Below are 19,556 nucleotides of genomic sequence, written 5' to 3'. Positions count from 1 at the left end.
CTGCTCGCCGCCTCCTGTCGCACCGTGCGCCGCGCCGGGTGGCGACGGTCTCGGTGCACACCAGCCCGCTCGACCAGCCCGGTGCCGGCGACGCCGGCGGCATGAACGTCTACATCGTCGAGGTCTCCCGCCGGCTGGCCGCCCGCGGCATCGCCGTCGACGTGTTCACCCGGGCCACCTCCAGCGACCTGCCGCCGGTCGTGGAGATGAGCCCCGGCGTCACCGTGCGGCACGTCAGCGCCGGCCCGTTCGAGGGCCTGGGCAAGGAGGAGCTGCCGGCCCAGCTGTGCGCCTTCACCGCCGGCGTGCTGCGCGAGGAGGCCCAGCACGAGCCCGGGCACTACGACGTCGTCCACTCGCACTACTGGCTCTCCGGCCAGGTCGGGTGGCTGGCGCGCGACCGCTGGAGCGTGCCGCTCATCCACACCGCGCACACCCTCGCCAAGGTCAAGAACGCGGCGCTGGCCGCAGGTGACCACCCCGAGCCGCGGCTGCGGGTGATCGGCGAGGAGCAGGTGGTGGCCGAGGCCGACCGGCTGGTGGCCAACACGGAGGAGGAGGCGCGCCAGCTCGTCGAGCACTACGGGGCCGACCCGCGGCGCACCCTCGTCGTCCCGCCCGGGGTCGACCTCGACCGGTTCACCCCCGGCGACCGCGCGGCCGCCCGCCGCGCGCTCGGCGTCCCCGCCGACGCCGTCGTGCTGACCTTCGTCGGCCGCATCCAGCCGCTCAAGGCGCCCGACCTGCTGCTCGCCGCCGCCGCCCGGATGCTGGAGGACGACCCCGACCTGCGCGCCCGGCTGCAGGTGCACGTGGTCGGGGCGCCCAGCGGCTCGGGCCTGGAGGCGCCGCGCCAGCTCGAGGAGCTGGCCGCCTCCCTCGGCATCGCCGACCTGGTGCGCTTCCTCCCGCCGCAGCCCCCGGACCGGCTGGCGATGTACTACCGGGCCGCCGACGTCGCCGTCGTCCCCAGCCACAACGAGTCCTTCGGCCTCGTCGCCCTGGAGGCGCAGGCGTGCGGCACGCCGGTGGTCGCCGCCGCGGTCGGCGGCCTGCCGACGGCGGTGCGCGACGGCGTGTCCGGGGTGCTCGTGGGCAGCCGCGACCCGGCCGCCTACGCCGCCGCCATCCGCGCCGTGCTGGCCCGCCGCCCGCTGCTGGCCGCCGGCGCCCGCCGGCACGCCGCGGACTTCTCCTGGGACCGCACCGCCGACGCCCTCGTCGCGGCCTACGCCTCGGCCGCCGCCGAGATGGCCGGCGCCGCCCGCCGTGCGCTGCGGCCGGTGGTCGGGCTGCCGCTCGGGACGCAGGTGGCCTGGTGAGCGAGGACGGGACGGACGGCGGGGCGCGGCCGGCCCGCGCCGACGTGGTGGCCCGGCTCGACGCCGTCATCGACCGGACGCTGCGCGAGGCCGAGCTGGTGCACGAGCACCCGGCGCCGGGCCGCTGGGTGGTCGAGCTGCCCGGCACGCACAAGCTCAAGACGGTGTGCGGGCTCGTCGTCGGCGAGCACGCGCTGCGGGTCGAGGCGTTCGTCTGCCGCCAGCCCGACGAGAACCGTGAGCAGATGTGGGCCCACCTGCTGCAGCGCAACGCCCGCATGTACGGCGTCGCCTGGTCCATCGACCGGGTCGGCGACGTGTACCTGACCGGCCGGCTGCCGCACGCGGCGGTGACCCCCGAGGAGCTCGACCGGGTGCTCGGCGCGGTGCTCAGCTACGCCGACGACTCGTTCAACACGCTGCTGGAGATCGGGTTCGGCACGTCGATCCGCCGTGAGTGGGAGTGGCGGGTCCGGCGCGGGGAGTCCCTGCGCAACCTCGAGGCGTTCGCCGCCTTCGCGCAGGCCGGCCGTGCCGACCGGCCCGGCGACGGGGGAGGGGACCCCCCGGACGGCGGGGGATGACCGCCACCGAGCGGGACGGGACGGTCGCGGACGCCGAGGAGCGCCCCGGCTACGCCCGCCGCTGGTGGGTGCTGGCCACGATGACCGTCTGCCTGCTCGTGGTGATCACGGGCAACACGACGCTCAACGTGGCCATCCCGACGCTGCAGCGCGAGCTGGGCGCCACGCAGGGCGAACTGCAGTGGGCCGTGGACGCCTACATCGTCGTCTTCGCGGGCCTGCTGTTCTCCTGGGGCGTCATCGGCGACCGGATCGGCCGCCGCCGGGTGCTGCTGATCGGCCTGGGCGTCTTCGCCGCGGGGTCGGTGCTCGCCGCGTTCTCCGACAGCCCGCTGGAGCTCATCGCCTGGCGGGCGGTCATGGGGGTCGGCGGCGCGGCCGTGCAGCCGACCACCCTCGCCGTCATCACCAACGTCTTCCCGGCCGGGGAGCGCGGCCGGGCGATCGGCATCTGGGCGGCCACCGCCGGGCTCGCCGTCGCCGGCGGCCCGCTGGCCAGCGGCGCGGTGCTCACCACGTTCTGGTGGGGCGCGATCTTCCTCATCGGGGTCCCGGTGGCCGTGCTCGGCATCGCCGGGACGCTCGCGTTCGTCCCCGAGTCACGGGACCCGTTCCCCGGCCGGCTCGACGTCCCCGGGGTGCTGCTGTCCATCGCCGCCCTGGCCGGCCTGGTCTACGGGATCATCCACGCCGGCTCCGGGGTGGGCTGGGCGACGCCGGGGGTGCTGGTGCCGCTGGTCGGCGGCGCGCTGCTCCTGGTGCTGTTCGTCTGGCTGCAGCGGCGCTCGTCGCACCCGGCGCTGGACGTCTCGCTGTTCCGGCTGCCCGCGTTCTCGGCCGCGGCGGCCGCGCTGGGCCTGAACTTCTTCGCGCTGATGGGCGCCACGTTCTACCTCGTCTACTACCTGCAGGGCGCCCGCGGCTACGACCCGCTGCAGTCGGGGGCGGCGCTCATCCCGGTCGCGCTCGGGATGGCGCTCATGGCGCCGCGCAGCTCCCGGCTGGCCGAGCGGTTCGGCGCGAAGGCCGTCTGCGCGGGGGGGTTCGTGCTCATCACCCTGTCGTTCCTCGCCTTCCAGCTGCTCGACGAGGCCGCGCCGCTGTGGCTGCTGGTCACCGCGCTGAGCGTGCAGGGCCTGGGCATGGGCGCGGTCATGGCGCCGGCCACCGAGTCGATCATGTCGGTGGTGCCCCGGGAGAAGGCCGGTGCCGGTGCCGCGGTCAACAACACCGTCCGGCAGGTCGGCGGCGCGCTCGGCGTGGCCATCCTCGGTTCGCTGCTGGCCACCGCCTACGCCGCGAACGTCGGGCGGGCCGTCGACGTGCTGCCCGCGCCGGCCCGCGCCGAGGCCAGCACCTCCATCGCGGCGACCCTCGAGGCGGCCCGGACGACGGCGGCGCAGGCCCGGGCGGACGGCGACGAGGCCACCGCCGCCGCGGCCCTGCGGCTGGAGGACACCGCCCGGGAGGCCTTCGTCTCGGCCATGCACCTGACCGCCGTCGGCACCGCGACCGCCTCGGCCGTCGCCGCCGTCGTCGTGCTCGTCTGGCTGCCGGGCCGCCGGACGGGCGCGCGGGCGCCGTCGTCGGCCTAGCGTGGGCGGCGTGCAGGAGTCCCCCGCGCAGCAGGAGCGGCTCGGTCGCGCGCTCATCGGCGTGGTGGCCGCCTCGGGCCTGGTCTACCCGCTGCTGCTGTGCGCGGTGCAGCTGGTGCTCGCCCAGCTCGTCGTCGTCGACGTCGCCGCGACCGCGCTGTGGCTGGGGATCGCGGCGGCCTGCAGCGTGGCGCTGGTGGCGGCGCTGCGCTGGGGTGCGGCCCGGCGGGTGCGCAGTCCCTGGCTGCTGGTCGGACTGCTGCCCGTCGTCCTCTACGAGACCTGGGTGCTCTGGCCGCTGCTGACCGCCTGAGGACGCCGTCGGGCAGGATGGGCGCGTGACCACGTCTGCGGAGACCGCCCCCGGGACCCTCGTGCTGCTGCGCCACGGCGAGAGCGAGTGGAACAAGGCCAACCTGTTCACCGGCTGGGTCGACGTCGAGCTGTCGGAGAAGGGCCGCGCCGAGGCCGCCCGCGGCGGGCAGCTGCTGGCCGAGCACGGCCTGCTGCCCGACGTGCTGCACACCTCGCTGCTGCGGCGCGCCATCACCACCGCCGAGCTGGCGCTGTCCGCCGCCGACCGGCAGTGGATCCCGGTGCGCCGCTCCTGGCGGCTCAACGAGCGGCACTACGGCGCGCTGCAGGGCAAGGACAAGGCCGCCACCCTTGCCGAGTACGGCGAGGAGCAGTTCATGGTGTGGCGGCGCTCCTACAGCACCCCGCCCCCGCCCATCGAGCCGGGCAGCGAGTTCTCCCAGGACGGCGACCCGCGCTACGCCTTCCTCCCGCCGGAGGTGCGCCCGGCCACCGAGTGCCTGGCCGACGTCGTCGTGCGGATGCTGCCGTACTGGTACGACGCGATCGTCCCGGACCTGCGCAGCGGCGCCACCGTGCTGGTGGCCGCGCACGGCAACAGCCTGCGGGCGCTGGTCAAGCACCTCGACGGCATGGGCGAGGACGAGGTGGTCGGGCTCAACATCCCCACCGGCGTCCCGCTGCGCTACGACCTCGACGCCGACTTGCGGCCGGTGAAGCCGGGTGGGGAGTACCTCGACCCCGAGGCCGCCGCGGCCGCGATCGAGGCGGTCCGGAACCAGGGCAAGAAGTAGCCGGACACGACGAGGGCCTCCCCACCGCCGGTGGGGAGGCCCTCGTCGTGTCCGGCGTCAGGTCGATACCGCGGTCATCTCCCGCTCGCCGGTGACCAGGTAGACGACCCGGCGGGCGACGCTGACGGCGTGGTCGGCGAACCGCTCGTAGTAGCGGCCCAGCAGCGTGATGTCGATGGCCGACTCCATGCCGTGCGGCCAACCCGGGCTCAGCAGCTCGGTGAACAGCTGCCGGTGTAGCGCGTCCATCAGGTCGTCGTCGCTCTCCAGCTCGGTGGCCGCGCGCACGTCGAGCTTGGCGATCACCGCGCCGGTCTTGGTCACCAGGCTCTGCGCGACGTGGCCGGCCTCGAGGAAGATCGGCCGCACCTCGGCCGGCACCGCCGACTCGGGGAACCGCATCCGGGCCAGCTTGGCCACGTGCACCGCGAGGTCGCCCATGCGCTCGAGGTCGGCGACGATCCGCATCGCGGTGGTGATGGTGCGCAGGTCGGTGGCCACCGGCTGCTGGCGGGCGAGCAGGGTGAAGCAGCGCTCCTCGATGCTCTCGCGCACCGCGTCGACGTGCTCGTCGCCGGCGATCACCAGGTCGGCCAGGGCGACGTCGGCGTCGAGCAGGGCGGTGGTCGCCTTGCTCATCGCCGAGCCGACCGAGTTCGCCATGTCGACCAGGCAGGTGTTGATGTCCTCGAGCTCTTCGCGGTAGTGCTCGCGCACGGGTCCTCCTCGTCGGCCGGCCGCACGCCGGGCCCCCGCCGTCCGGACACCGTCTGCTCGGTGCGCCGCCCTGCACCCGAGGGTAGGTCGTGCGCGGGAGGGTGCAGGTCCGGGCCGGTGAACGCGGGGGCACCCGGGCGTGAACAATCGCCCTGAGTGGCTCTGCCGCCACTCAGACGGGGGATGCCCGGCCGGGGGTGCGGCCTAGCATCGGCGGCGTGATCCTGCTGGCCGCCCTCGGCGGCCTCGTCGCCGGCGCGGTCCTCGGGGCCGTCGTCGCCCTGGTGATCCGCCGGCGGTCCGCCGCGGAGCCGGCCGAGGCCGACCCCGGGGACGCCGCGCGCGAGGCCGCGCTCGCCCGCCGGCTGCTGGACCTCATGGACCCCGCCGTGCTCATCCTCGACAAGGACGACGCCGTCGTCGTCGCCAACCCGACCGCGCGGGCGCTGGGGGTCGTGCGCGACCGGCGGCTGCTCGTGCCGGCGCTGCAGGGGCTGGTCCGCGAGGTGCACACCGCCGGCAGCCGCCGGGCCGACGTCGCGCTGCCCGGCGAGATCGTCGGCGGCGGCTCGCGGCTGGTCGGCGCCCACGGGATCTCCCTCGACGCCGCCCCGACCGTCGTGCCGGGCCCGGTCGCGCTCGTGCTGCAGGACGTCACCGAGGCCCGCCGGGTCGAGGCCGTCCGCCGGGACTTCGTCGCCAACGTCGGCCACGAGCTCAAGACGCCGGTGGGCGCGCTGGGCCTGCTCGCCGAGGCCACGCAGGGCGCCGCCGACGACCCCGAGACGGTGCAGCGCTTCGCCGCCCGCATGGCGCACGAGGCCGACCGGCTGGCCAAGCTGGTGCGCGAGCTGATCGACCTGTCCCGGCTGCAGGGCGCCGAGCCGCTGCCCGAGCTCGTGCCGGTCGACGTCGACACCGTGATCGCCGAGGCCGTGGACCGCACCGGCCTGGCCGCCGCCGCGAAGGGCATCACGATCGCCGTCGGCGGGCGGCGCGGGCTGGTGGTGCGCGGCGTCGAGTCACAGCTGACGACGGCGGTCACCAACCTGCTGGCCAACGCCGTCGCCTACAGCCCGGAGAACACCAAGATCGCCGTCGGGGCGCGGGCGCGCGGCGGCTCGGCCGAGATCGCCGTGACCGACAGTGGCATCGGCATCCCGCGGGCCGACCGCGAGCGGGTGTTCGAGCGCTTCTACCGCGTCGACCAGTCCCGGGCGAGCAGCACCGGCGGCACGGGCCTGGGGCTGGCGATCGTCAAGCACGTGGCCAGCAACCACGGCGGCTCGGTCAGCGTGTGGAGCGAGGAGGGCCTCGGCTCCACGTTCACCCTGCGCATCCCCCTGGCGGTCGAGGACCACGCCGACCGCCACGACACCACCGAAGCCGCCGACGCCGCTGCCGGGCAACTCCAGGAGGAAGGACACCGATGACCCGCGTGCTGGTGGTGGAGGACGAGGAGTCCTTCTCCGACGCGCTGTCCTACATGCTCGGGCGGGAGGGGTTCGAGGCGGTCGTCGCGGCCACCGGGCCCGAGGCGCTCGCCGAGTTCGACCGCGCGGGGGCCGACATCGTCCTGCTCGACCTCATGCTCCCCGGCCTGCCGGGCACCGAGGTCTGCCGGGCGCTGCGCTCCCGGAGCAACGTCCCGATCATCATGCTCACCGCGAAGGACTCCGAGGTCGACAAGGTCGTCGGCCTGGAACTGGGCGCCGACGACTACGTCACCAAGCCCTACTCCGCGCGCGAGCTGGTCGCCCGCATCCGGGCGGTGCTGCGCCGCCGCGGCGACGTCGAGACCCCGGCCGACGGCGCGCTGGAGGCCGGCCCGGTGCGGATGGACGTCGAGCGGCACGTGGTCGCCGTCGACGGCGAGCCCGTGGCGCTGCCGCTCAAGGAGTTCGACCTGCTCGAGCTGCTGCTGCGCAACGCCGGCCGGGTGCTGACCCGCGGGCAGCTCATCGACCGGGTGTGGGGCTCGGACTACGTCGGCGACACCAAGACCCTCGACGTCCACGTCAAGCGGCTGCGGGCCAAGATCGAGCCCGACCCGGCGAACCCGAAGTACCTGGTGACCGTCCGCGGCCTCGGCTACAAGCTCGAGACCTAGGAGGACCCCTCTGCGCCCCGCCACTCGCAAGCTGGCGGCGGGACCCTGCAGAGGGGCCGTTCCAGCACGTCACCAGGCCGGGGCGTCAGTCGCCCCGGCCGGTCTCGTCCTGCAGCTCGTCGATCTTGCGGGAGGCGTCGGCCTTGGTGAGGTCCTCCGGGACCTCCTCGCCGGCCTGGCGGGCCAGCGTGTGCAGGTAGCTCTTCTGGGCGCCGGTGGCGGGCTCGTCGCCGGTCACCCAGTCCGACGGGTCCTTCTCCGCGGTGGGGTCGCCGGCCTGCCCGGTGTTGACGTTCGATTCGCTCATGTGTTCGATCCTAGGCGGGGGCGAGCTCCGGCGCAGGTCGAGCGGCGGCAGCGGGCCGGGACTCCCAGCGGCGTCCGGTCCGGTACACGTGCACGCTCCCGCAGGAGGGGCACTCCACGCCCAGGGCGATGTGCGTCGGGTGGTTGGTGACCGACCGGATGCGCCGGTCGGCGACCAGCTCGTCGGTCCGGGTCACGGGGCAGGTGATCAGCAACATGCGACGAGCCTGCGCCGTGGACCGTCAACCGACGAGTGGCAGGAACGACACAGTGCGCGTCTTTTCTGCCATGCTGTGCGTGTGACCGGATCCGACCGCCCGCTCGTCGTCAGCCTGCTCGCCGGGGACGGTGTCCTCGGCGCCTTCGGCCTCGGGGTCGCCGCCGAGGTGTTCGGCTACGACCAGCGCCGCTTCGGCATGCCGCTCTTCGACTTCGCGGTGGTCACCGACCGCCCCGGCGTCGTGCGCACCGACACCGGCCTGGCGCTCTACGTCGAGCACGGCCTCGAGCGGCTCGCCGTCTCCGACATCGTCCTGGTCACCGCGTGGGAGAAGCTGTCCCAGCCCGTCCCGGCGTCGGTCCTGGACGCGCTGCGCGCCGTGCACGCCCGCGGCGGCCAGATCGTCAGCCACTGCACCGGCGCCTTCGTCGTCGCGGCCGCCGGCCTGCTCGACGGGCGGCGGGCCACCACGCACTGGCGCTACGCCGGTGAGCTGGCCGCCCGGTACCCGGCCGTCGACGTCGACCCCCGGGTCCTCTACGTCGACGAGGGCACGATCATCACCGGCGCCGGGACGGCGAGCGGCGTCGACGCGCTGCTGCACCTCGTCCGCCGTGAGTGGGGCGCCGCGGCGGCCAACTCCCTGGCCCGCGAGATGGTCGTGCCGCCGCACCGCGACGGCGGGCAGGCGCAGTACATCGACGAGCCGGTCGCCCGGTGCGAGGACGACCTGCTCGGCGTCGTCCTGGACTGGGCGCGGGCGCACCTGGCCGAGGAGATCAGCGTCGAGGCGCTGGCCCGGCGTGCGCTGATGAGCCCGCGCAGCTTCGCCCGCCGGTTCAAGGCCACGACCGGGACCACGCCGCACGCCTGGCTGCTGGCCCAGCGGCTGGCCGCGGCCGAGGCGCTGCTCGAGGAGAGCGACGCCCCCGTGGAGGAGATCGCCCGGCTGGTCGGCTTCGGCACGGCGGCAGGGTTCCGCGAGCAGTTCGCCCGCCGCCGGGGCGTGTCCCCGCGGGCCTACCGGCAGACGTTCCGGGCCGCGGCCGCCGTGCCGGCGGGGGAGGGCTCTGCGGCGTAGGACCGGCCGGTCAGCCGACCGGGATCGGACGGGCGACGCCGACCAGCGAGTCCAGCCGCCCGGCGTTGCTCGGCGCGAGCGGGCTGCGCACCACCCGGGTGAGCGCGAAACCGGCGCGGGCCAGCAGCATCGCGTGGGTGCGCGGGGTGAAGTGCCAGATGTGCTCGGCCGGCTTGAGCGTCCACCAGCGGGTGCCCAGCAGCCGGGCGGGCAGCGAGGACACGTAGGGCGTGGAGAACAGCACGACGCCGTCGTCGGCCACCAGTGAGCGCGCCGTCCGCCAGAAGGCGAGCGGGTCGGGCACGTGCTCGACGGTGTCCCACGCGCACACGACGTCGAAGCCCGGGGTCAGCGGCGCGTCGGCGAGCTGGCCGCAGAAGACGTCGAGGCCGAGGGTCTCGACGGCGTGCCGGGCGCCGGTGCGGGACAGCTCGACGCCGCTGGCGTCCCAGCCGGCCGCCCGCGCGGCGTCGAGGAACAGCCCGTAGCCGGCGCCGACCTCCAGCAGCCGGCCACCGGCGGCGCGGCCGCGGACCCGGTCGAGCAGCGCCAGCCGGCCGGCGGTCCAGGTGCGCTGCAGCAGCATGGCGGGGTCGAGCCGGCGGGGCTGCTGGGCGGCGTCCCCGTACACCCCGCCCTCGAAGTAGCCGACGTCGTCGTAGAGCCGCTGCAGCGCCTCCGGGCGCAGCCGGGGGCTGACGAACACCAGCCCGCACGAGGGGCAGCGGACGACGCCGAAGGGCGCGAGGTCGTGCACCGGCCGGCCGCGCACGCCGCACAGGCAGCAGTCGACCTCCTCGGTGTCCTCGGCGGTCCACGTCACCGGCTCGGAGGTCACCGGGGCAGTCACGCCGGTCAGCCTACGGAGCGACCGGTGCTCCCCCCGGGAGCGGTGCGGCCCGCGCCGACCGGCGGGTCGCCGCCGTCACCGGGTCCCTCGGTGCCCGTCCCGCTCTCCCCGGGCGGGGTCTCGGGGTAGCGCTGGGCGATCAGCGTGGCGAGCCGGCGCCTGACCACCGGCGACACCAGCCCGTCGCCGTCGGCCGGGGTGTCGGTGTCGAGCAGCTCCCCGGGGACGACGACGTAGCGGTCGGGCGCGGCGTCGGCCCGGGCGAGGAACCCCGCGCGCACCGCGTCGGCGTCGACGCCGGCGGGGCCGGCGGTGACGGGGGAGTCGACCACGACGGTGAGGTCGGGCAGCAGGCCGCGGGTGGCCCACAGCGACGTGCGGGTGATCCGGTCGGCGTCGAGGCCCTGCCCGGCGCCGTGGAAGGCGATCGAGGTGTCGACGTAGTGGGTGCACACCACGACCTGGCGCCGCTGCAGGGCCGGGCGGATCACCGTGGCCACGTGCTCGGCGCGGTCGGCGGCGGCCAGCAGCGCGGCGGTGTAGGCGGCCACCGGGCGGCCCTCGTCGTCGGTGACCCCCTGCCCGGGGGCGGCTTCCGGTGCCGGCGGGAAGAGCAGCTGGCGCACCTGGCGCCCGAGCGCGGTGTCGCTGGGCTCGTGGGTGGTGACGACGGGGTGGCCGTGCCCGCGCAGCACGCGGGCGAGGTCGGCGGTGTAGCGGCGGGTGAGGTCGCGGTCGGCGCCCTCCACCACGACGAACAGCCCGACGCCGCTGGAGGAGGCCGAGAGGATGTCCGAGCTGCCCCACAGCAGCCGCAGCATGTCCCGCGGCCGGGTGTGCGACCGGCCGCGCGGTGCCACCTGCCGGACGGCGTAGGCGCTGACCAGCAGCGCGAGCACACCACCGATGAGCAGGGTCAGGCCGGGGCCGGTGAGGGTGAGCACCAGCTCGCCCACCCGCAGCTCGTGCGTGCCGAGCAGGCCGGCCAGGCCGGGGCCGACGGCCACGGACAGCAGCAGCACGATCCGCACCGAGGAGACGACGAAGGCGAACACCCGCCCCCGCAGCCGGTCCTCGACCTCGAAGCCGATGAGCGTGTAGCCGATGATCCAGGAGACCCCGGCGAACAGGCCGACGAGGAAGGCCGCCGCGGTGGCCAGCACGAAGTCCTGCAGGAGCGACATCGCCAGCAGCGCGACGCCGGCCAGCCCGATCGAGCGGGCGAACAGCGCCCGCCGCGGCACCGTGGGCAGGATCCGCGGGCCGGTGAGCATGCCGAGCGCCAGGCCGGTGAAGACGATGCCGAACACCACGCCGTACCCGGCCGCGCCGGCGTCGAGCGTGGCGATGTAGAGCTGGGCGACACCGATGATGAGGCCGCCGGCGCCGAACGCGCCGATGACGCCGACGTAGAGCGCGCGCATGAGCGGCTGGCCGCGCAGGAACGAGACGCCCTCGACGACGAGGGAGAACACGTTGGTCGACGCCGCGCGGTCGGTGGCCGTGGGCGGGATGAGCCGGCGGGACAGGAACACCGTGCACGCCGAGATCGCGAAACTCACGGAGTTGAACACCAGGGCGATGACGATCGCGGTGCGCGCGTCGCTGCCCTCCCCGCTGCCGGGGAACACCCGGGCCACGGTCGACAGCAGCGCGAACAGCAGCGAGGCCACCGGGACCGCGCCGTAGACGCTGAACAGCGAGATCTGGTTGGCCACCGCGAGCCGCTCCCGCGGCACGATCGCCACCCAGATCGCCTGCTTGGCGGGGTTGGTGAACAGCCCGACGGCCTCGACGAGGAACTGGGCGACGTAGAGCCAGGTCAGCTCGTAGCTGACCGCGATCGACAGGTACAGGCCACAGGCCAGCAGCTCACCGACGACGACGGTGGTGCGCCGGTCGAGCCGGTCGGCCAGCGCGCCGGCCAGCGGGCCGAGCAGCAGGTCGGGCAGCAGCCGGGTGAGGATGACGCCGGAGATCGCCACGCCCTGCACCGCGGTGGACTGGTCGCGGGTGAGCTGCTGCGCCATCGCGGTGGTGGCCAGCAGGCCCAGCCAGTCGCCGAGGCTGGAGACGGCGATCGACGCCCACAGCCGGCGGAACACCGGGATCCGCACCAGCGCGAGCAGCGCGTTGTCGGCGCGGTGCCCGCTCGGTGACGACCCCGACCGGGTCGTGCCCGGCTGCGCCGCCTGTCCGTCCCTCACTGTCCTCGCCGTCCGGTCGTCGCGGTCGTCCTGGGAAGGGTAGTGGCGCCGGGTGACGTCCGGGGGCCGCCGCACCCGGACGGAGGAGGACGGTCAGGAGCCGGGCGGGCGCCGCTGCAGCGTCAGCGGCACCGGTGCCGGGCTGGCCGGGTGCGGCGCGACGAGCCCCAGGTCGAGGCGCGCCTCGGTCAGCCGGCGCAGCTCGGCGTAGGCGGCCGGCCCGACCAGCGCGGTCAGCTCCGCGGCGTAGGTCACCACCAGCGGCTCGGGGGAGACGTGGGCGGCGGGGGACCCGGTGCACCACCAGTGCAGGTCCGCGCCGCCGGGCCCCCAGCCGCGGCGGTCGAACTCGCCGATCGTGCTCACCAGCACGGTGCTGCCGTCGGGCCGCTCGACCTCCTCCTGCTCACGGCGCACCGGCAGCTGCCAGCACACGTCGGGCTTGGTGTAGAGCGGGTGCAGCTGCTCGCGCACGGCCATCCGGTGCAGCGCGCAGCCGGTCCCGCCCGGGAACCCGGGCCGGTTGAGGAACACGCACGCGCCGTCGACCAGCCGGGTGCGCAGCGAGCGGACGCCGCCCTCGTCGTCGGCGGTGTCCTCCTCGGTCCAGGCGCCGCGCCCGAGCGGCGCGAGCTGCCAGTCCTCGTCGGTGAGGTCGGCGACGGCGGCGGTGACCCGGGCGAGGTCGTCCTCGTCGCTGAAGAACGCGCCATGGCTGCAGCAGCCGTCGTCGGCACGGCCCGGGACGACGCCCGCGCAGCCGCGGCCGAACACGCAGGTCCAGGCCGAGGACAGCCAGGTCAGGTCGGCACGCACCCGGTGCCGCGGGTCGGCCGGGTCGGGGAACTCCACCCACTCGCGGGCGAAGTCCGGGTCGACCTCCGGCGGCACGTCCTCCACGGCGCCAGGCTAGAGAAAGGACCCCCTCCCTCTCACGCCTCGCTCCGCTCGGCGCGAGCCTCCGGAGGGGGCCGTGCACGGGTCGTGGTGCCGGCGGCCGGCGGACAGCGACGGGTGCACGCACCGCACCGGCCGGCGACCGCGTCGGCCGGCCGCCGGGCGGCCCGGCAGACTGGGCGCATGCGGCTCGGGGTGCTGGACGTCGGCTCGAACACGGTCCACCTGCTCGTGGTCAACGCCCACCGCGGTGCCGAGCCCACCGCCCAGCACGACGACCGCTGGCTGCTGCGCCTGGCCGAGCACGTCGGCGCGGACGACGTGCTGTCCAAGGAGGGCGAGAAGGCCCTGGTCAAGGCGGTGCAGAAGGCGTGCGTCCAGGCGGAGGAGGAGGGCTGCGACGAGGTCCTCGCCCTGGTCACCTCGGCCATCCGCGAGGCACGCAACGGCATGGAGGTGCTCGCCCGGGTCCGCCAGCGGACCGGCGTCGACCTGCAGGTCACCAGCGGCGAGGAGGAGGCCCGGCTGACCTTCCTCGCCGTGCGCCGCTGGTACGGCTGGAGCGCCGGCCGGCTGCTGGTCCTCGACATCGGTGGCGGCTCGCTGGAGCTAGCCGCCGGCACCGACGAGGACCCCGACGTGGCCCTGTCGCTCCCGCTGGGCGCCGGCCGGATGACCCGCCGGTTCCTGCCCGAGGCCGCGACCGGGGGCCGCCCCGACCTCGCCGCGCTCACCGCGCTGCGCGAGCACGCCGTCGACGTGCTCAGGCCGGCGGTGAAGAAGCTCCACGGTGCCGGGCCGCCGGACCTCGTGGCGGCCACCAGCAAGACCTTCCGCACGCTGGCCCGGCTCACCGGCGCCGCGCCCTACTCCGCGGGCATGCGGGTGCCGCGCGAGCTCAGCGCCGACGGGCTCGACCAGCTCATCGGCTTCGTGTCCCGCATCGAGTCCGGCGCGCTGGCCGAGCTGCGCGGCGTGTCGCCCGACCGCGCCCACCAGGTGCCCGCCGGTGCCGTGGTGGCGCAGGCCGCCATGCAGGCTCTGGATCTACCCTCCGTCCGGATCTGCCCGTGGGCCCTGCGGGAGGGCGTCATCCTCCGCCGGCTCGACACCTTGGGAGGCGCGTGATGGCAGTGCCCCGCCGGGAGCCCGGTGCCGGGCCCGGGCCGGAGACCGGCGGGCGGCCGCTGGCCGACATCCTCCGCGAGGCCGGCATCGAGGCACCGCGCAGCGCCCGACGGCGGCGGGGTGACACCGGCGACCTCCCCATCAAGCAGCGCCAGCGCGACCCGGACACCGACGCCGACCGGCCCAACCCGGGACGGCGCGCCAGCGACACCGGGCGGGTCTCGGACACCGGGCGGGTCTCCGACACCGGCCGCGTCGCGCGCGAGACCTCCCGCCCCGCCCGCGAGACCGCACGGGACACGGGCCGTGACACGGGCCGTGACACGGGCCGGGACACCGGACGTGACACCGGGCGCGTGCCGCCGTCCCCGGCCGGCCGCGGCCCGCAGGGGCCCTCGACGGCGGCCATCCCGGGGATCCGCCCGTCGCGCAAGCCCGGCGTACCCGGCGCCGACGAGCCCGCCCCCGCCACCGGGCCCATCCCGGTCACCCGTGCCCGGGAGACCCAGGTCCTCGACGAGCCCCTGGGTGCGCGCGAGGGCGCGCTGGCGTGGCTGCGCTTCGCCGGGGAGCTGGTGCTCGCCCTCGCCGCCGGCGTCGGCACCTACTTCCTGTCCACCGTGGTCTGGGAGCAGCTGCCCCAGCTGGCGGTGGTCCTCGCCCCGCTGGCCGTCGCCGGCCTGGTCGCCGGCGTCGCGGCGTGGCGACGGCGCACCGGCCGCGAGTCGCCGGGCCCGCGGCTGATCGCGGTGCTGGTCTTCGCCGGGACGCTGCTCACCATCGCCCCGGCCGCCGGGCTGCTCGCCGCGACCTGAGGCGCCCGGCCTCACTCGTCGTCGGCGTCGTCCTCGGTGGCCCGGGCGAAGCGCTCGACGAGCGCGGCGCAGAACGCGTCGAGGTCGTCGGGGTTGCGGCTGGTCACCAGGGCGCCGTCGACGACGACCTCCTCGTCCACCCACGTCGCGCCGGCGTTGCGCAGGTCGGTCTGCAGCGAGGGCCACGAGGTCATCCGCCGTCCCCGGACCACGTCGGCCTCCACGAGCACCCACGGCGCGTGGCAGATCGCCGCCACCGGCTTGCCCGCCTCGAAGAACGCCGCCACGAACGCGACGGCGTCGGCGTCGGCCCGGACGAAGTCGCCGTTGATGACACCACCGGGCAGGACGAGTGCGGCGTAGCCGTCGGGGTCGGCGGCGCCGACCGTCGTGTCGACCTTCTTGCGGTCGCCCGCGTCGATGTGCTGGTAGGCGGTGATCGTGCCGCCCTCCAGCGACACGAGCTCCGGCTCGGCACCGGCCTCCTCCAGCGCCTGCCACGGCCGCTCGAGCTCCACCTGCTCGACGCCGTCGGTCGCGAGCACGGCCACCTTCATCCCGTCCAGTTCTCCAGCCATGCGGGCGCGGCTACCCGTGCCCCCGGGGCAGCACACGCCCGAGCACTACGGTCCGGACCGGGTACCTCGACAGGCGGGAGCGGGCGATGGACGGGCGACGGGGTCTGGCGGTCCTCGGCGGCGGCAAGATGGGCGAGGCGCTGTTGGCCGGGCTGGTGCGGCGGTCGGGTCCCGATGGCGTCGTCGTCTCCGAACGGCACCCGGAGCGCGGCGCCGAGCTCGCCGCGCGCTACGGCGTCGACGTCGTCGACGTCGCCGAGGCCGCCGCGCGGGCGCGGGTGCTGCTGCTCGCGGTCAAGCCGCAGGACCTGCCGGGGCTGCTGCAGCAGCTCGCGCCGTCGGTCGACCCCGGCCACCTGGTGGTGAGCATCGCCGCCGGCTTCCCGACCGCGGCGATCGAGGCGGCACTGCCGCCGGGGGTGCCGGTCGTGCGGGTCATGCCCAACACCCCGGCGCTGGTCGACCAGGGGATGAGCGTGCTGTCGGCCGGGGCGTCGGCCGGGGACGCCGAGCTCGACGAGGCCGAGGCGCTGCTGTCGACGGTGGGCCGGGTGGCGCGGGTGCCGGAGTACCAGCAGGACGCGGTGACGGCGCTGTCGGGCAGCGGCCCGGCCTACTTCTTCTACCTGGTGGAGGCGATGGTCGACGCCGGCGTGCTCCTCGGCCTGCCCCGGGCGTTGACCAGCGAGCTGGTCGTGCAGACGGCGCTGGGGGCGGCGGTGATGCTGCGCGAGTCCGGCGAGCACCCGGCCCAGCTGCGCGACGCCGTCAGCAGTCCCGGCGGGACGACGATCGCCGGCATCCGCGAGCTGGAGCGCCACTCGGTCCGCTCCGCGCTGATCGCGGCCATCGAGGCGGCGGCGCAGCGGTCGGTCGAACTCGGCCGGGCAGACGGGAGCCGGTGAACCTACCTCCGCTCAGCCCACCGAGGTTGGACGCTGCGTAGTCGTGTCGACACATCTCTCCGTCGACGCGCCGACACGGCTGTGAAGCGAGTTGCACAGGTGTAGTTCTGACGAGGACGGACCGTTCCGCCTGTTCGTTTCTTCCATCGCTTCTGTCACGCGGGTCCCCCTACTCTCTGTATCAGCACGTGTGAGTCCCGTAGTCGGTGGGGAAGCCGACGCTCGACTCGTGCTAGGTCCGGAGACTTGAGATGACCATGCCCCAGCGCAGCACCGCCGCCTACGTCCGCCCGGCCGTCCCCGGCCCGCGCCCGATGGCCCGCCCGATCCCGGCCGCCGCCGTGGCCCGCCCCGTGGGCCCCCAGCACCCCGCCGCCGTGCCGGTCGGCCGCCCGGTCGTCCCCCAGCCGCGCGCCGCGGTCACCTTCCTGACCGTCGCCGAGGTCGCCAGCATGATGCGCGTCTCCAAGATGACCGTGTACCGCCTCGTCCACGCCGGCGAGCTCTCCGCCGTCCGCGTCGGCCGCTCCTTCCGCGTGCCCGAGCGCGCCGTCCAGGACTACCTGCGCGACGCCTACACCGACATCGCCTGATTGAAGGACCCGACCGCCCCCCACTGCTCGCGAGCTCGCAGCGGGACCCTGCGGTCGGGCCGTTCCATCTCGTCACCAGGCTCGCGGCGGGACCCTGCAGCGAGGACGTTCCATCCCGTCGCCATGCCGGTGCGGACCCCTCCGGGGCCCGCTCGGCGCGACAACGCCCCCATCCCGCTCCGCGGGTGGGATCCGTCCGGCCCGGTTCCCGCGGCAACGCCGCCGCGGGGGCGCCGGGTAGGCTCGGGCGCCGAGCGACAACCCCGGCCCCGGCCGGAGCCGTCGCACACGAGCTGATCCACACTCGCGTGGCGTCCGGTTCCGACCCCTGCGGTCACCGGCCGACGCCCCGCGGCCACGACGTCGGGAGCAGGACATGGGTTCGGTCATCAAGAAGCGCCGCAAGCGGATGGCGAAGAAGAAGCACCGCAAGCTGCTGAAGAAGACCCGCGTGCAGCGTCGCAACAAGAAGTGAGCTGAGGCTCGTGCCGCCCGCGGTCGTCCTGGTCACCGGTGTCAGCCGGTGGCTCGGTGGTGCGCTGGCGGCCGAGCTCGCTCGCGACCCGGCCATCGACCGGGTCATCGGGGTCGACACCGTCCCCCCGTCGGCGGAGTCGCTGCGCCGCCTCGGCCGCACCGAGTTCGTGCGGGCCGACATCCGCAACCCGCTGATCGGCAAGGTCATCAGCACCGCGGCCGTCGACACGGTCGTGCACATGAACATCAGCTCCACCCCCGCCGGGTCCGGCGGGCGGGGGCCGATGAAGGAGCTCAACGTCATCGGGACGATGCAGCTCCTCGCCGCCTGCCAGCGGGCGCCGTCGGTGCGCCGGCTCGTGCTCAAGTCGACCAGCGCCGTCTACGGCGCCTCGCCGCGCGACCCGGCCGTCTTCACCGAGGCCATGCAGGCCCGCCGGGTGCCCTCGGGCGGCTTCGCCAAGGACAGCCTCGACATCGAGGGCTACGTGCGGTCCTTCTCGCGCCGCCGTCCCGACGTCGGGGTCGCCGTCCTGCGGTTCACCAACTTCATCGGCCCGGGCATCGACTCGGTGATGACCGGGTTCCTGCGCATGCCGGTGGTCCCCACGGCGCTCGGCTACGACGCGCGCGTCCAGCTGCTGCACGAGGACGACGCCCTGGGCGTGCTGACCCGCGCCACCACCGGCGGGTTCACCGGAACGGTCAACGTCGGGGGAGAGGGCACGTTGCTGCTGTCGCAGGTCATCCGCCGGCTGGGGCGGCTGCAGCTGCCGGTGCCCTCGCCGGCGCTGGGGTCGCTGGGCCGGCTCACCCGGCGCTTCGGCGGCGTCGACTACTCACCCGAGCAGATGCGCTTCCTCAACTTCGGCCGCGTCGTCGACACCACGGTGCTGCGCACCGAGTTCGGCTACGCGCCCCGCTACACCACCGCCGAGGCCCTGGCCGACTTCGCGCGCACCGTCCCCCCGGTGGTGCCGCCCGGTCTGGTCGCCGACGCCACCACGCGGGCCCAGCAGGTCGTCTCCCGCGCCGGCTCGGTCGCCTCCTCGGTGGGCACGACCGTGCACGGCCGGCTGCGCCCGGCGCCGGCCTCGCCGGGACTGCGGGCGGTGCGCGATGCCTGAGGCGCGCGTCATCCCGCTGCGTCCCGACGACGAGCAGCCGCACGTCCCGCCGCCGGGCGACCCGAGCTGGGACGAACAGGTCGCCGGTGGCCTGGAGTTCCTCCGCCGCCGGCTGACCGGCGAGTACGAGACCGACGAGTTCGGCTTCGACCCCGACCTCACCGACCACGTGCTGCTGCCGCTGCTGCGCCCGCTGTTCTCCCGCTGGTTCCGGGTGGAGACCCACGGCGTGGAGAACGTGCCCACCACCGGCGGCGCGCTGGTCGTGGCCAACCACTCCGGCACCGTCCCGGTCGACGCGCTGATGACCACCGTGGCGCTGCACGACGACCACCCGGCGCAGCGGCGCTTCCGGCTGCTCGGTGCCGACCTCGTCTTCGAGCTGCCCGCCGTCGGCTCCCTGGCCCGCAAGTTCGGCGCCACGCTGGCCTGCACCGAGGACGCCGAGCGGCTGCTGTGCGGTGACGAGCTGGTCGGCGTCTTCCCCGAGGGGTTCAAGGGGATCGGCAAGCCGTTCCGCGAGCGGTACACCCTGCAGCGGTTCGGCCGCGGAGGTTTCGTCACGGCGGCACTGCGCACCGGCAAGCCGATCGTCCCGTGCGCCATCGTCGGCGCCGAGGAGATCTACCCGATGATCGGCAACGCGCGGACGCTGGCCCGACTGCTGGGACTGCCCTACTTCCCGGTGACGCCGACCTTCCCCGCGCTGGGCCCGCTCGGGCTGGTGCCGCTGCCGTCGAAGTGGCTCATCGCCTTCGGCACCCCCATCGAGACGGCGTCCTACGGGCCCGCGGCGGCCGAGGACCCGATGCTGGTGTTCAACCTGACCGACCAGGTCCGCGAGACCATCCAGCAGTCGATCTACCAGCTGCTGCTGCAGCGCTCCTCCGTCTTCAGCTGAGGAAGGACCCTCGTCCCCCCACGCCTCGCTCGCT

At 75.2% G+C, this 19,556-nt stretch carries 22 protein-coding genes; 15 read left to right on the top strand and 7 right to left on the bottom strand.

The annotated features are described in order from the left end of the window. Nucleotides 1–38: 38 nt before the first annotated feature. The 5 genes from mshA to ACI780_RS08640 are packed head-to-tail and all read left to right on the top strand — an operon-like array spanning nucleotide 39 to nucleotide 4,610. Nucleotides 39–1,322 (top strand): D-inositol-3-phosphate glycosyltransferase, encoded by a 1,284-nt coding sequence (mshA, locus tag ACI780_RS08660; RefSeq protein ID WP_456869319.1) that lies wholly within the window; start codon nucleotides 39–41, stop codon nucleotides 1,320–1,322. Beyond that, a complete protein-coding gene (locus ACI780_RS08655; protein ID WP_456869318.1) occupies nucleotides 1,319–1,906 on the top strand; it encodes a YbjN domain-containing protein in 588 nt (195 codons plus the stop codon). Before mshA ends, ACI780_RS08655 begins: the two co-directional genes overlap by 4 nt. Then, nucleotides 1,903–3,501 carry an MFS transporter gene (locus ACI780_RS08650; RefSeq protein WP_457002206.1) on the top strand — a complete coding sequence of 533 codons (1,599 nt, stop codon included), beginning with the start codon at nucleotides 1,903–1,905 and terminating at the stop codon, nucleotides 3,499–3,501. Before ACI780_RS08655 ends, ACI780_RS08650 begins: the two co-directional genes overlap by 4 nt. 10 nt (nucleotides 3,502–3,511) lie before the next feature. Continuing rightward, nucleotides 3,512–3,814 (top strand): hypothetical protein, encoded by a 303-nt coding sequence (locus tag ACI780_RS08645; protein ID WP_456869316.1) that lies wholly within the window; start codon nucleotides 3,512–3,514, stop codon nucleotides 3,812–3,814. Between the two features lie 25 nt (nucleotides 3,815–3,839). Next, nucleotides 3,840–4,610, top strand: a complete 771-nt coding sequence (locus ACI780_RS08640; protein WP_457002204.1) for a phosphoglyceromutase — start codon at nucleotides 3,840–3,842, stop codon at nucleotides 4,608–4,610. Nucleotides 4,611–4,667: 57 nt separating this feature from the next. Here the strand turns inward: ACI780_RS08640 and phoU are convergent, their stop codons facing one another. Beyond that, nucleotides 4,668–5,327, bottom strand: coding sequence for a phosphate signaling complex protein PhoU (phoU, locus tag ACI780_RS08635; protein WP_456869314.1), 660 nt, complete (start codon nucleotides 5,325–5,327; stop codon nucleotides 4,668–4,670). Between the two features lie 227 nt (nucleotides 5,328–5,554). On the opposite strand from phoU, the gene ACI780_RS08630 reads away from it, so the two are divergent. Together ACI780_RS08630 and ACI780_RS08625 are read left to right on the top strand one after the other, a co-directional pair. Continuing rightward, nucleotides 5,555–6,760 carry a sensor histidine kinase gene (locus ACI780_RS08630; RefSeq protein WP_457002398.1) on the top strand — a complete coding sequence of 402 codons (1,206 nt, stop codon included), beginning with the start codon at nucleotides 5,555–5,557 and terminating at the stop codon, nucleotides 6,758–6,760. Continuing rightward, entirely contained in the window at nucleotides 6,757–7,437 is a 681-nt protein-coding gene (locus tag ACI780_RS08625) for a winged helix-turn-helix domain-containing protein (RefSeq protein WP_456869313.1), read from the top strand. Before ACI780_RS08630 ends, ACI780_RS08625 begins: the two co-directional genes overlap by 4 nt. 85 nt (nucleotides 7,438–7,522) lie before the next feature. Here the strand turns inward: ACI780_RS08625 and ACI780_RS08620 are convergent, their stop codons facing one another. Further along, nucleotides 7,523–7,744 carry a DUF3072 domain-containing protein gene (locus ACI780_RS08620; RefSeq protein WP_089402033.1) on the bottom strand — a complete coding sequence of 74 codons (222 nt, stop codon included), beginning with the start codon at nucleotides 7,742–7,744 and terminating at the stop codon, nucleotides 7,523–7,525. Between the two features lie 10 nt (nucleotides 7,745–7,754). Next, entirely contained in the window at nucleotides 7,755–7,961 is a 207-nt protein-coding gene (locus tag ACI780_RS08615) for a hypothetical protein (protein ID WP_456869312.1), read from the bottom strand. Nucleotides 7,962–8,042: 81 nt separating this feature from the next. Here ACI780_RS08615 and ACI780_RS08610 point away from each other — a divergent pair, with 81 nt between their 5' ends. Further along, entirely contained in the window at nucleotides 8,043–9,044 is a 1,002-nt protein-coding gene (locus ACI780_RS08610) for a helix-turn-helix domain-containing protein (RefSeq protein WP_456869311.1), read from the top strand. Between the two features lie 10 nt (nucleotides 9,045–9,054). Here ACI780_RS08610 and ACI780_RS08605 read toward each other — a convergent pair whose 3' ends face one another. The 3 genes from ACI780_RS08605 to ACI780_RS08595 all read right to left on the bottom strand — a co-directional run bounded on the left by ACI780_RS08605 (nucleotide 9,055) and on the right by ACI780_RS08595 (nucleotide 13,001). Next, nucleotides 9,055–9,894, bottom strand: a complete 840-nt coding sequence (locus tag ACI780_RS08605; RefSeq protein ID WP_456869310.1) for a class I SAM-dependent methyltransferase — start codon at nucleotides 9,892–9,894, stop codon at nucleotides 9,055–9,057. 5 nt (nucleotides 9,895–9,899) lie between these two features. After that, nucleotides 9,900–12,101 (bottom strand): bifunctional MFS transporter/dTMP kinase, encoded by a 2,202-nt coding sequence (locus ACI780_RS08600; RefSeq protein WP_456869309.1) that lies wholly within the window; start codon nucleotides 12,099–12,101, stop codon nucleotides 9,900–9,902. Between the two features lie 93 nt (nucleotides 12,102–12,194). Then, on the bottom strand, nucleotides 12,195–13,001 hold the full coding sequence (locus tag ACI780_RS08595; protein ID WP_457002199.1) for a hypothetical protein: 807 nt from the start codon (nucleotides 12,999–13,001) through the stop codon (nucleotides 12,195–12,197). A gap of 180 nt (nucleotides 13,002–13,181) precedes the next feature. Here ACI780_RS08595 and ACI780_RS08590 point away from each other — a divergent pair, with 180 nt between their 5' ends. Next, entirely contained in the window at nucleotides 13,182–14,126 is a 945-nt protein-coding gene (locus ACI780_RS08590) for a Ppx/GppA phosphatase family protein (RefSeq protein WP_457002197.1), read from the top strand. Continuing rightward, on the top strand, nucleotides 14,126–14,941 hold the full coding sequence (locus tag ACI780_RS08585) for a hypothetical protein (protein WP_457002195.1): 816 nt from the start codon (nucleotides 14,126–14,128) through the stop codon (nucleotides 14,939–14,941). The genes ACI780_RS08590 and ACI780_RS08585 overlap by 1 nt, the downstream gene beginning before the upstream one ends. Before the next feature lie 11 nt (nucleotides 14,942–14,952). Here ACI780_RS08585 and ACI780_RS08580 read toward each other — a convergent pair whose 3' ends face one another. Then, a complete protein-coding gene (locus ACI780_RS08580) occupies nucleotides 14,953–15,519 on the bottom strand; it encodes a type 1 glutamine amidotransferase domain-containing protein (protein ID WP_457002193.1) in 567 nt (188 codons plus the stop codon). An 86-nt stretch (nucleotides 15,520–15,605) separates the two neighbouring features. Here ACI780_RS08580 and proC point away from each other — a divergent pair, with 86 nt between their 5' ends. The 5 genes from proC to ACI780_RS08555 all read left to right on the top strand — a co-directional run bounded on the left by proC (nucleotide 15,606) and on the right by ACI780_RS08555 (nucleotide 19,522). Beyond that, the gene (gene proC / locus ACI780_RS08575; RefSeq protein WP_457002191.1) at nucleotides 15,606–16,424 is read left to right on the top strand and encodes a pyrroline-5-carboxylate reductase; all 819 of its coding nucleotides are present in this window, start codon (nucleotides 15,606–15,608) and stop codon (nucleotides 16,422–16,424) included. A 251-nt stretch (nucleotides 16,425–16,675) separates the two neighbouring features. Continuing rightward, nucleotides 16,676–17,017, top strand: a complete 342-nt coding sequence (locus ACI780_RS08570; RefSeq protein WP_245816896.1) for a helix-turn-helix domain-containing protein — start codon at nucleotides 16,676–16,678, stop codon at nucleotides 17,015–17,017. Between the two features lie 376 nt (nucleotides 17,018–17,393). Beyond that, on the top strand, nucleotides 17,394–17,492 hold the full coding sequence (locus ACI780_RS08565; protein WP_012854759.1) for a 30S ribosomal protein bS22: 99 nt from the start codon (nucleotides 17,394–17,396) through the stop codon (nucleotides 17,490–17,492). 10 nt (nucleotides 17,493–17,502) lie between these two features. Continuing rightward, the gene (locus tag ACI780_RS08560; RefSeq protein WP_457002189.1) at nucleotides 17,503–18,621 is read left to right on the top strand and encodes an NAD-dependent epimerase/dehydratase family protein; all 1,119 of its coding nucleotides are present in this window, start codon (nucleotides 17,503–17,505) and stop codon (nucleotides 18,619–18,621) included. Next, complete coding sequence (locus ACI780_RS08555; RefSeq protein WP_457002187.1) at nucleotides 18,614–19,522, top strand: lysophospholipid acyltransferase family protein; 909 nt, start codon at nucleotides 18,614–18,616, stop codon at nucleotides 19,520–19,522. Before ACI780_RS08560 ends, ACI780_RS08555 begins: the two co-directional genes overlap by 8 nt. Nucleotides 19,523–19,556: the final 34 nt, after the last annotated feature.

This window comes from Geodermatophilus sp. SYSU D00814 (assembly GCF_054050055.1).
Note: the sequence above shows the minus strand (reverse complement) of the source record. Positions and strands in the feature narration are given on the sequence as shown.

Coding starts and splice junctions, on each gene's coding strand:
- ACI780_RS08580 (WP_457002193.1), bottom strand. CDS start 15,519: ATGGCTGGAGAACTGGACGGGATGAAGGTGGCCGTGCTCGCGACCGAC.
- proC (WP_457002191.1), top strand. CDS start 15,606: ATGGACGGGCGACGGGGTCTGGCGGTCCTCGGCGGCGGCAAGATGGGC.
- ACI780_RS08570 (WP_245816896.1), top strand. CDS start 16,676: ATGACCATGCCCCAGCGCAGCACCGCCGCCTACGTCCGCCCGGCCGTC.
- ACI780_RS08555 (WP_457002187.1), top strand. CDS start 18,614: ATGCCTGAGGCGCGCGTCATCCCGCTGCGTCCCGACGACGAGCAGCCG.
- ACI780_RS08565 (WP_012854759.1), top strand. CDS start 17,394: ATGGGTTCGGTCATCAAGAAGCGCCGCAAGCGGATGGCGAAGAAGAAG.
- ACI780_RS08625 (WP_456869313.1), top strand. CDS start 6,757: ATGACCCGCGTGCTGGTGGTGGAGGACGAGGAGTCCTTCTCCGACGCG.
- ACI780_RS08590 (WP_457002197.1), top strand. CDS start 13,182: ATGCGGCTCGGGGTGCTGGACGTCGGCTCGAACACGGTCCACCTGCTC.
- ACI780_RS08650 (WP_457002206.1), top strand. CDS start 1,903: ATGACCGCCACCGAGCGGGACGGGACGGTCGCGGACGCCGAGGAGCGC.
- ACI780_RS08615 (WP_456869312.1), bottom strand. CDS start 7,961: ATGTTGCTGATCACCTGCCCCGTGACCCGGACCGACGAGCTGGTCGCC.
- ACI780_RS08585 (WP_457002195.1), top strand. CDS start 14,126: ATGGCAGTGCCCCGCCGGGAGCCCGGTGCCGGGCCCGGGCCGGAGACC.
- ACI780_RS08620 (WP_089402033.1), bottom strand. CDS start 7,744: ATGAGCGAATCGAACGTCAACACCGGGCAGGCCGGCGACCCCACCGCG.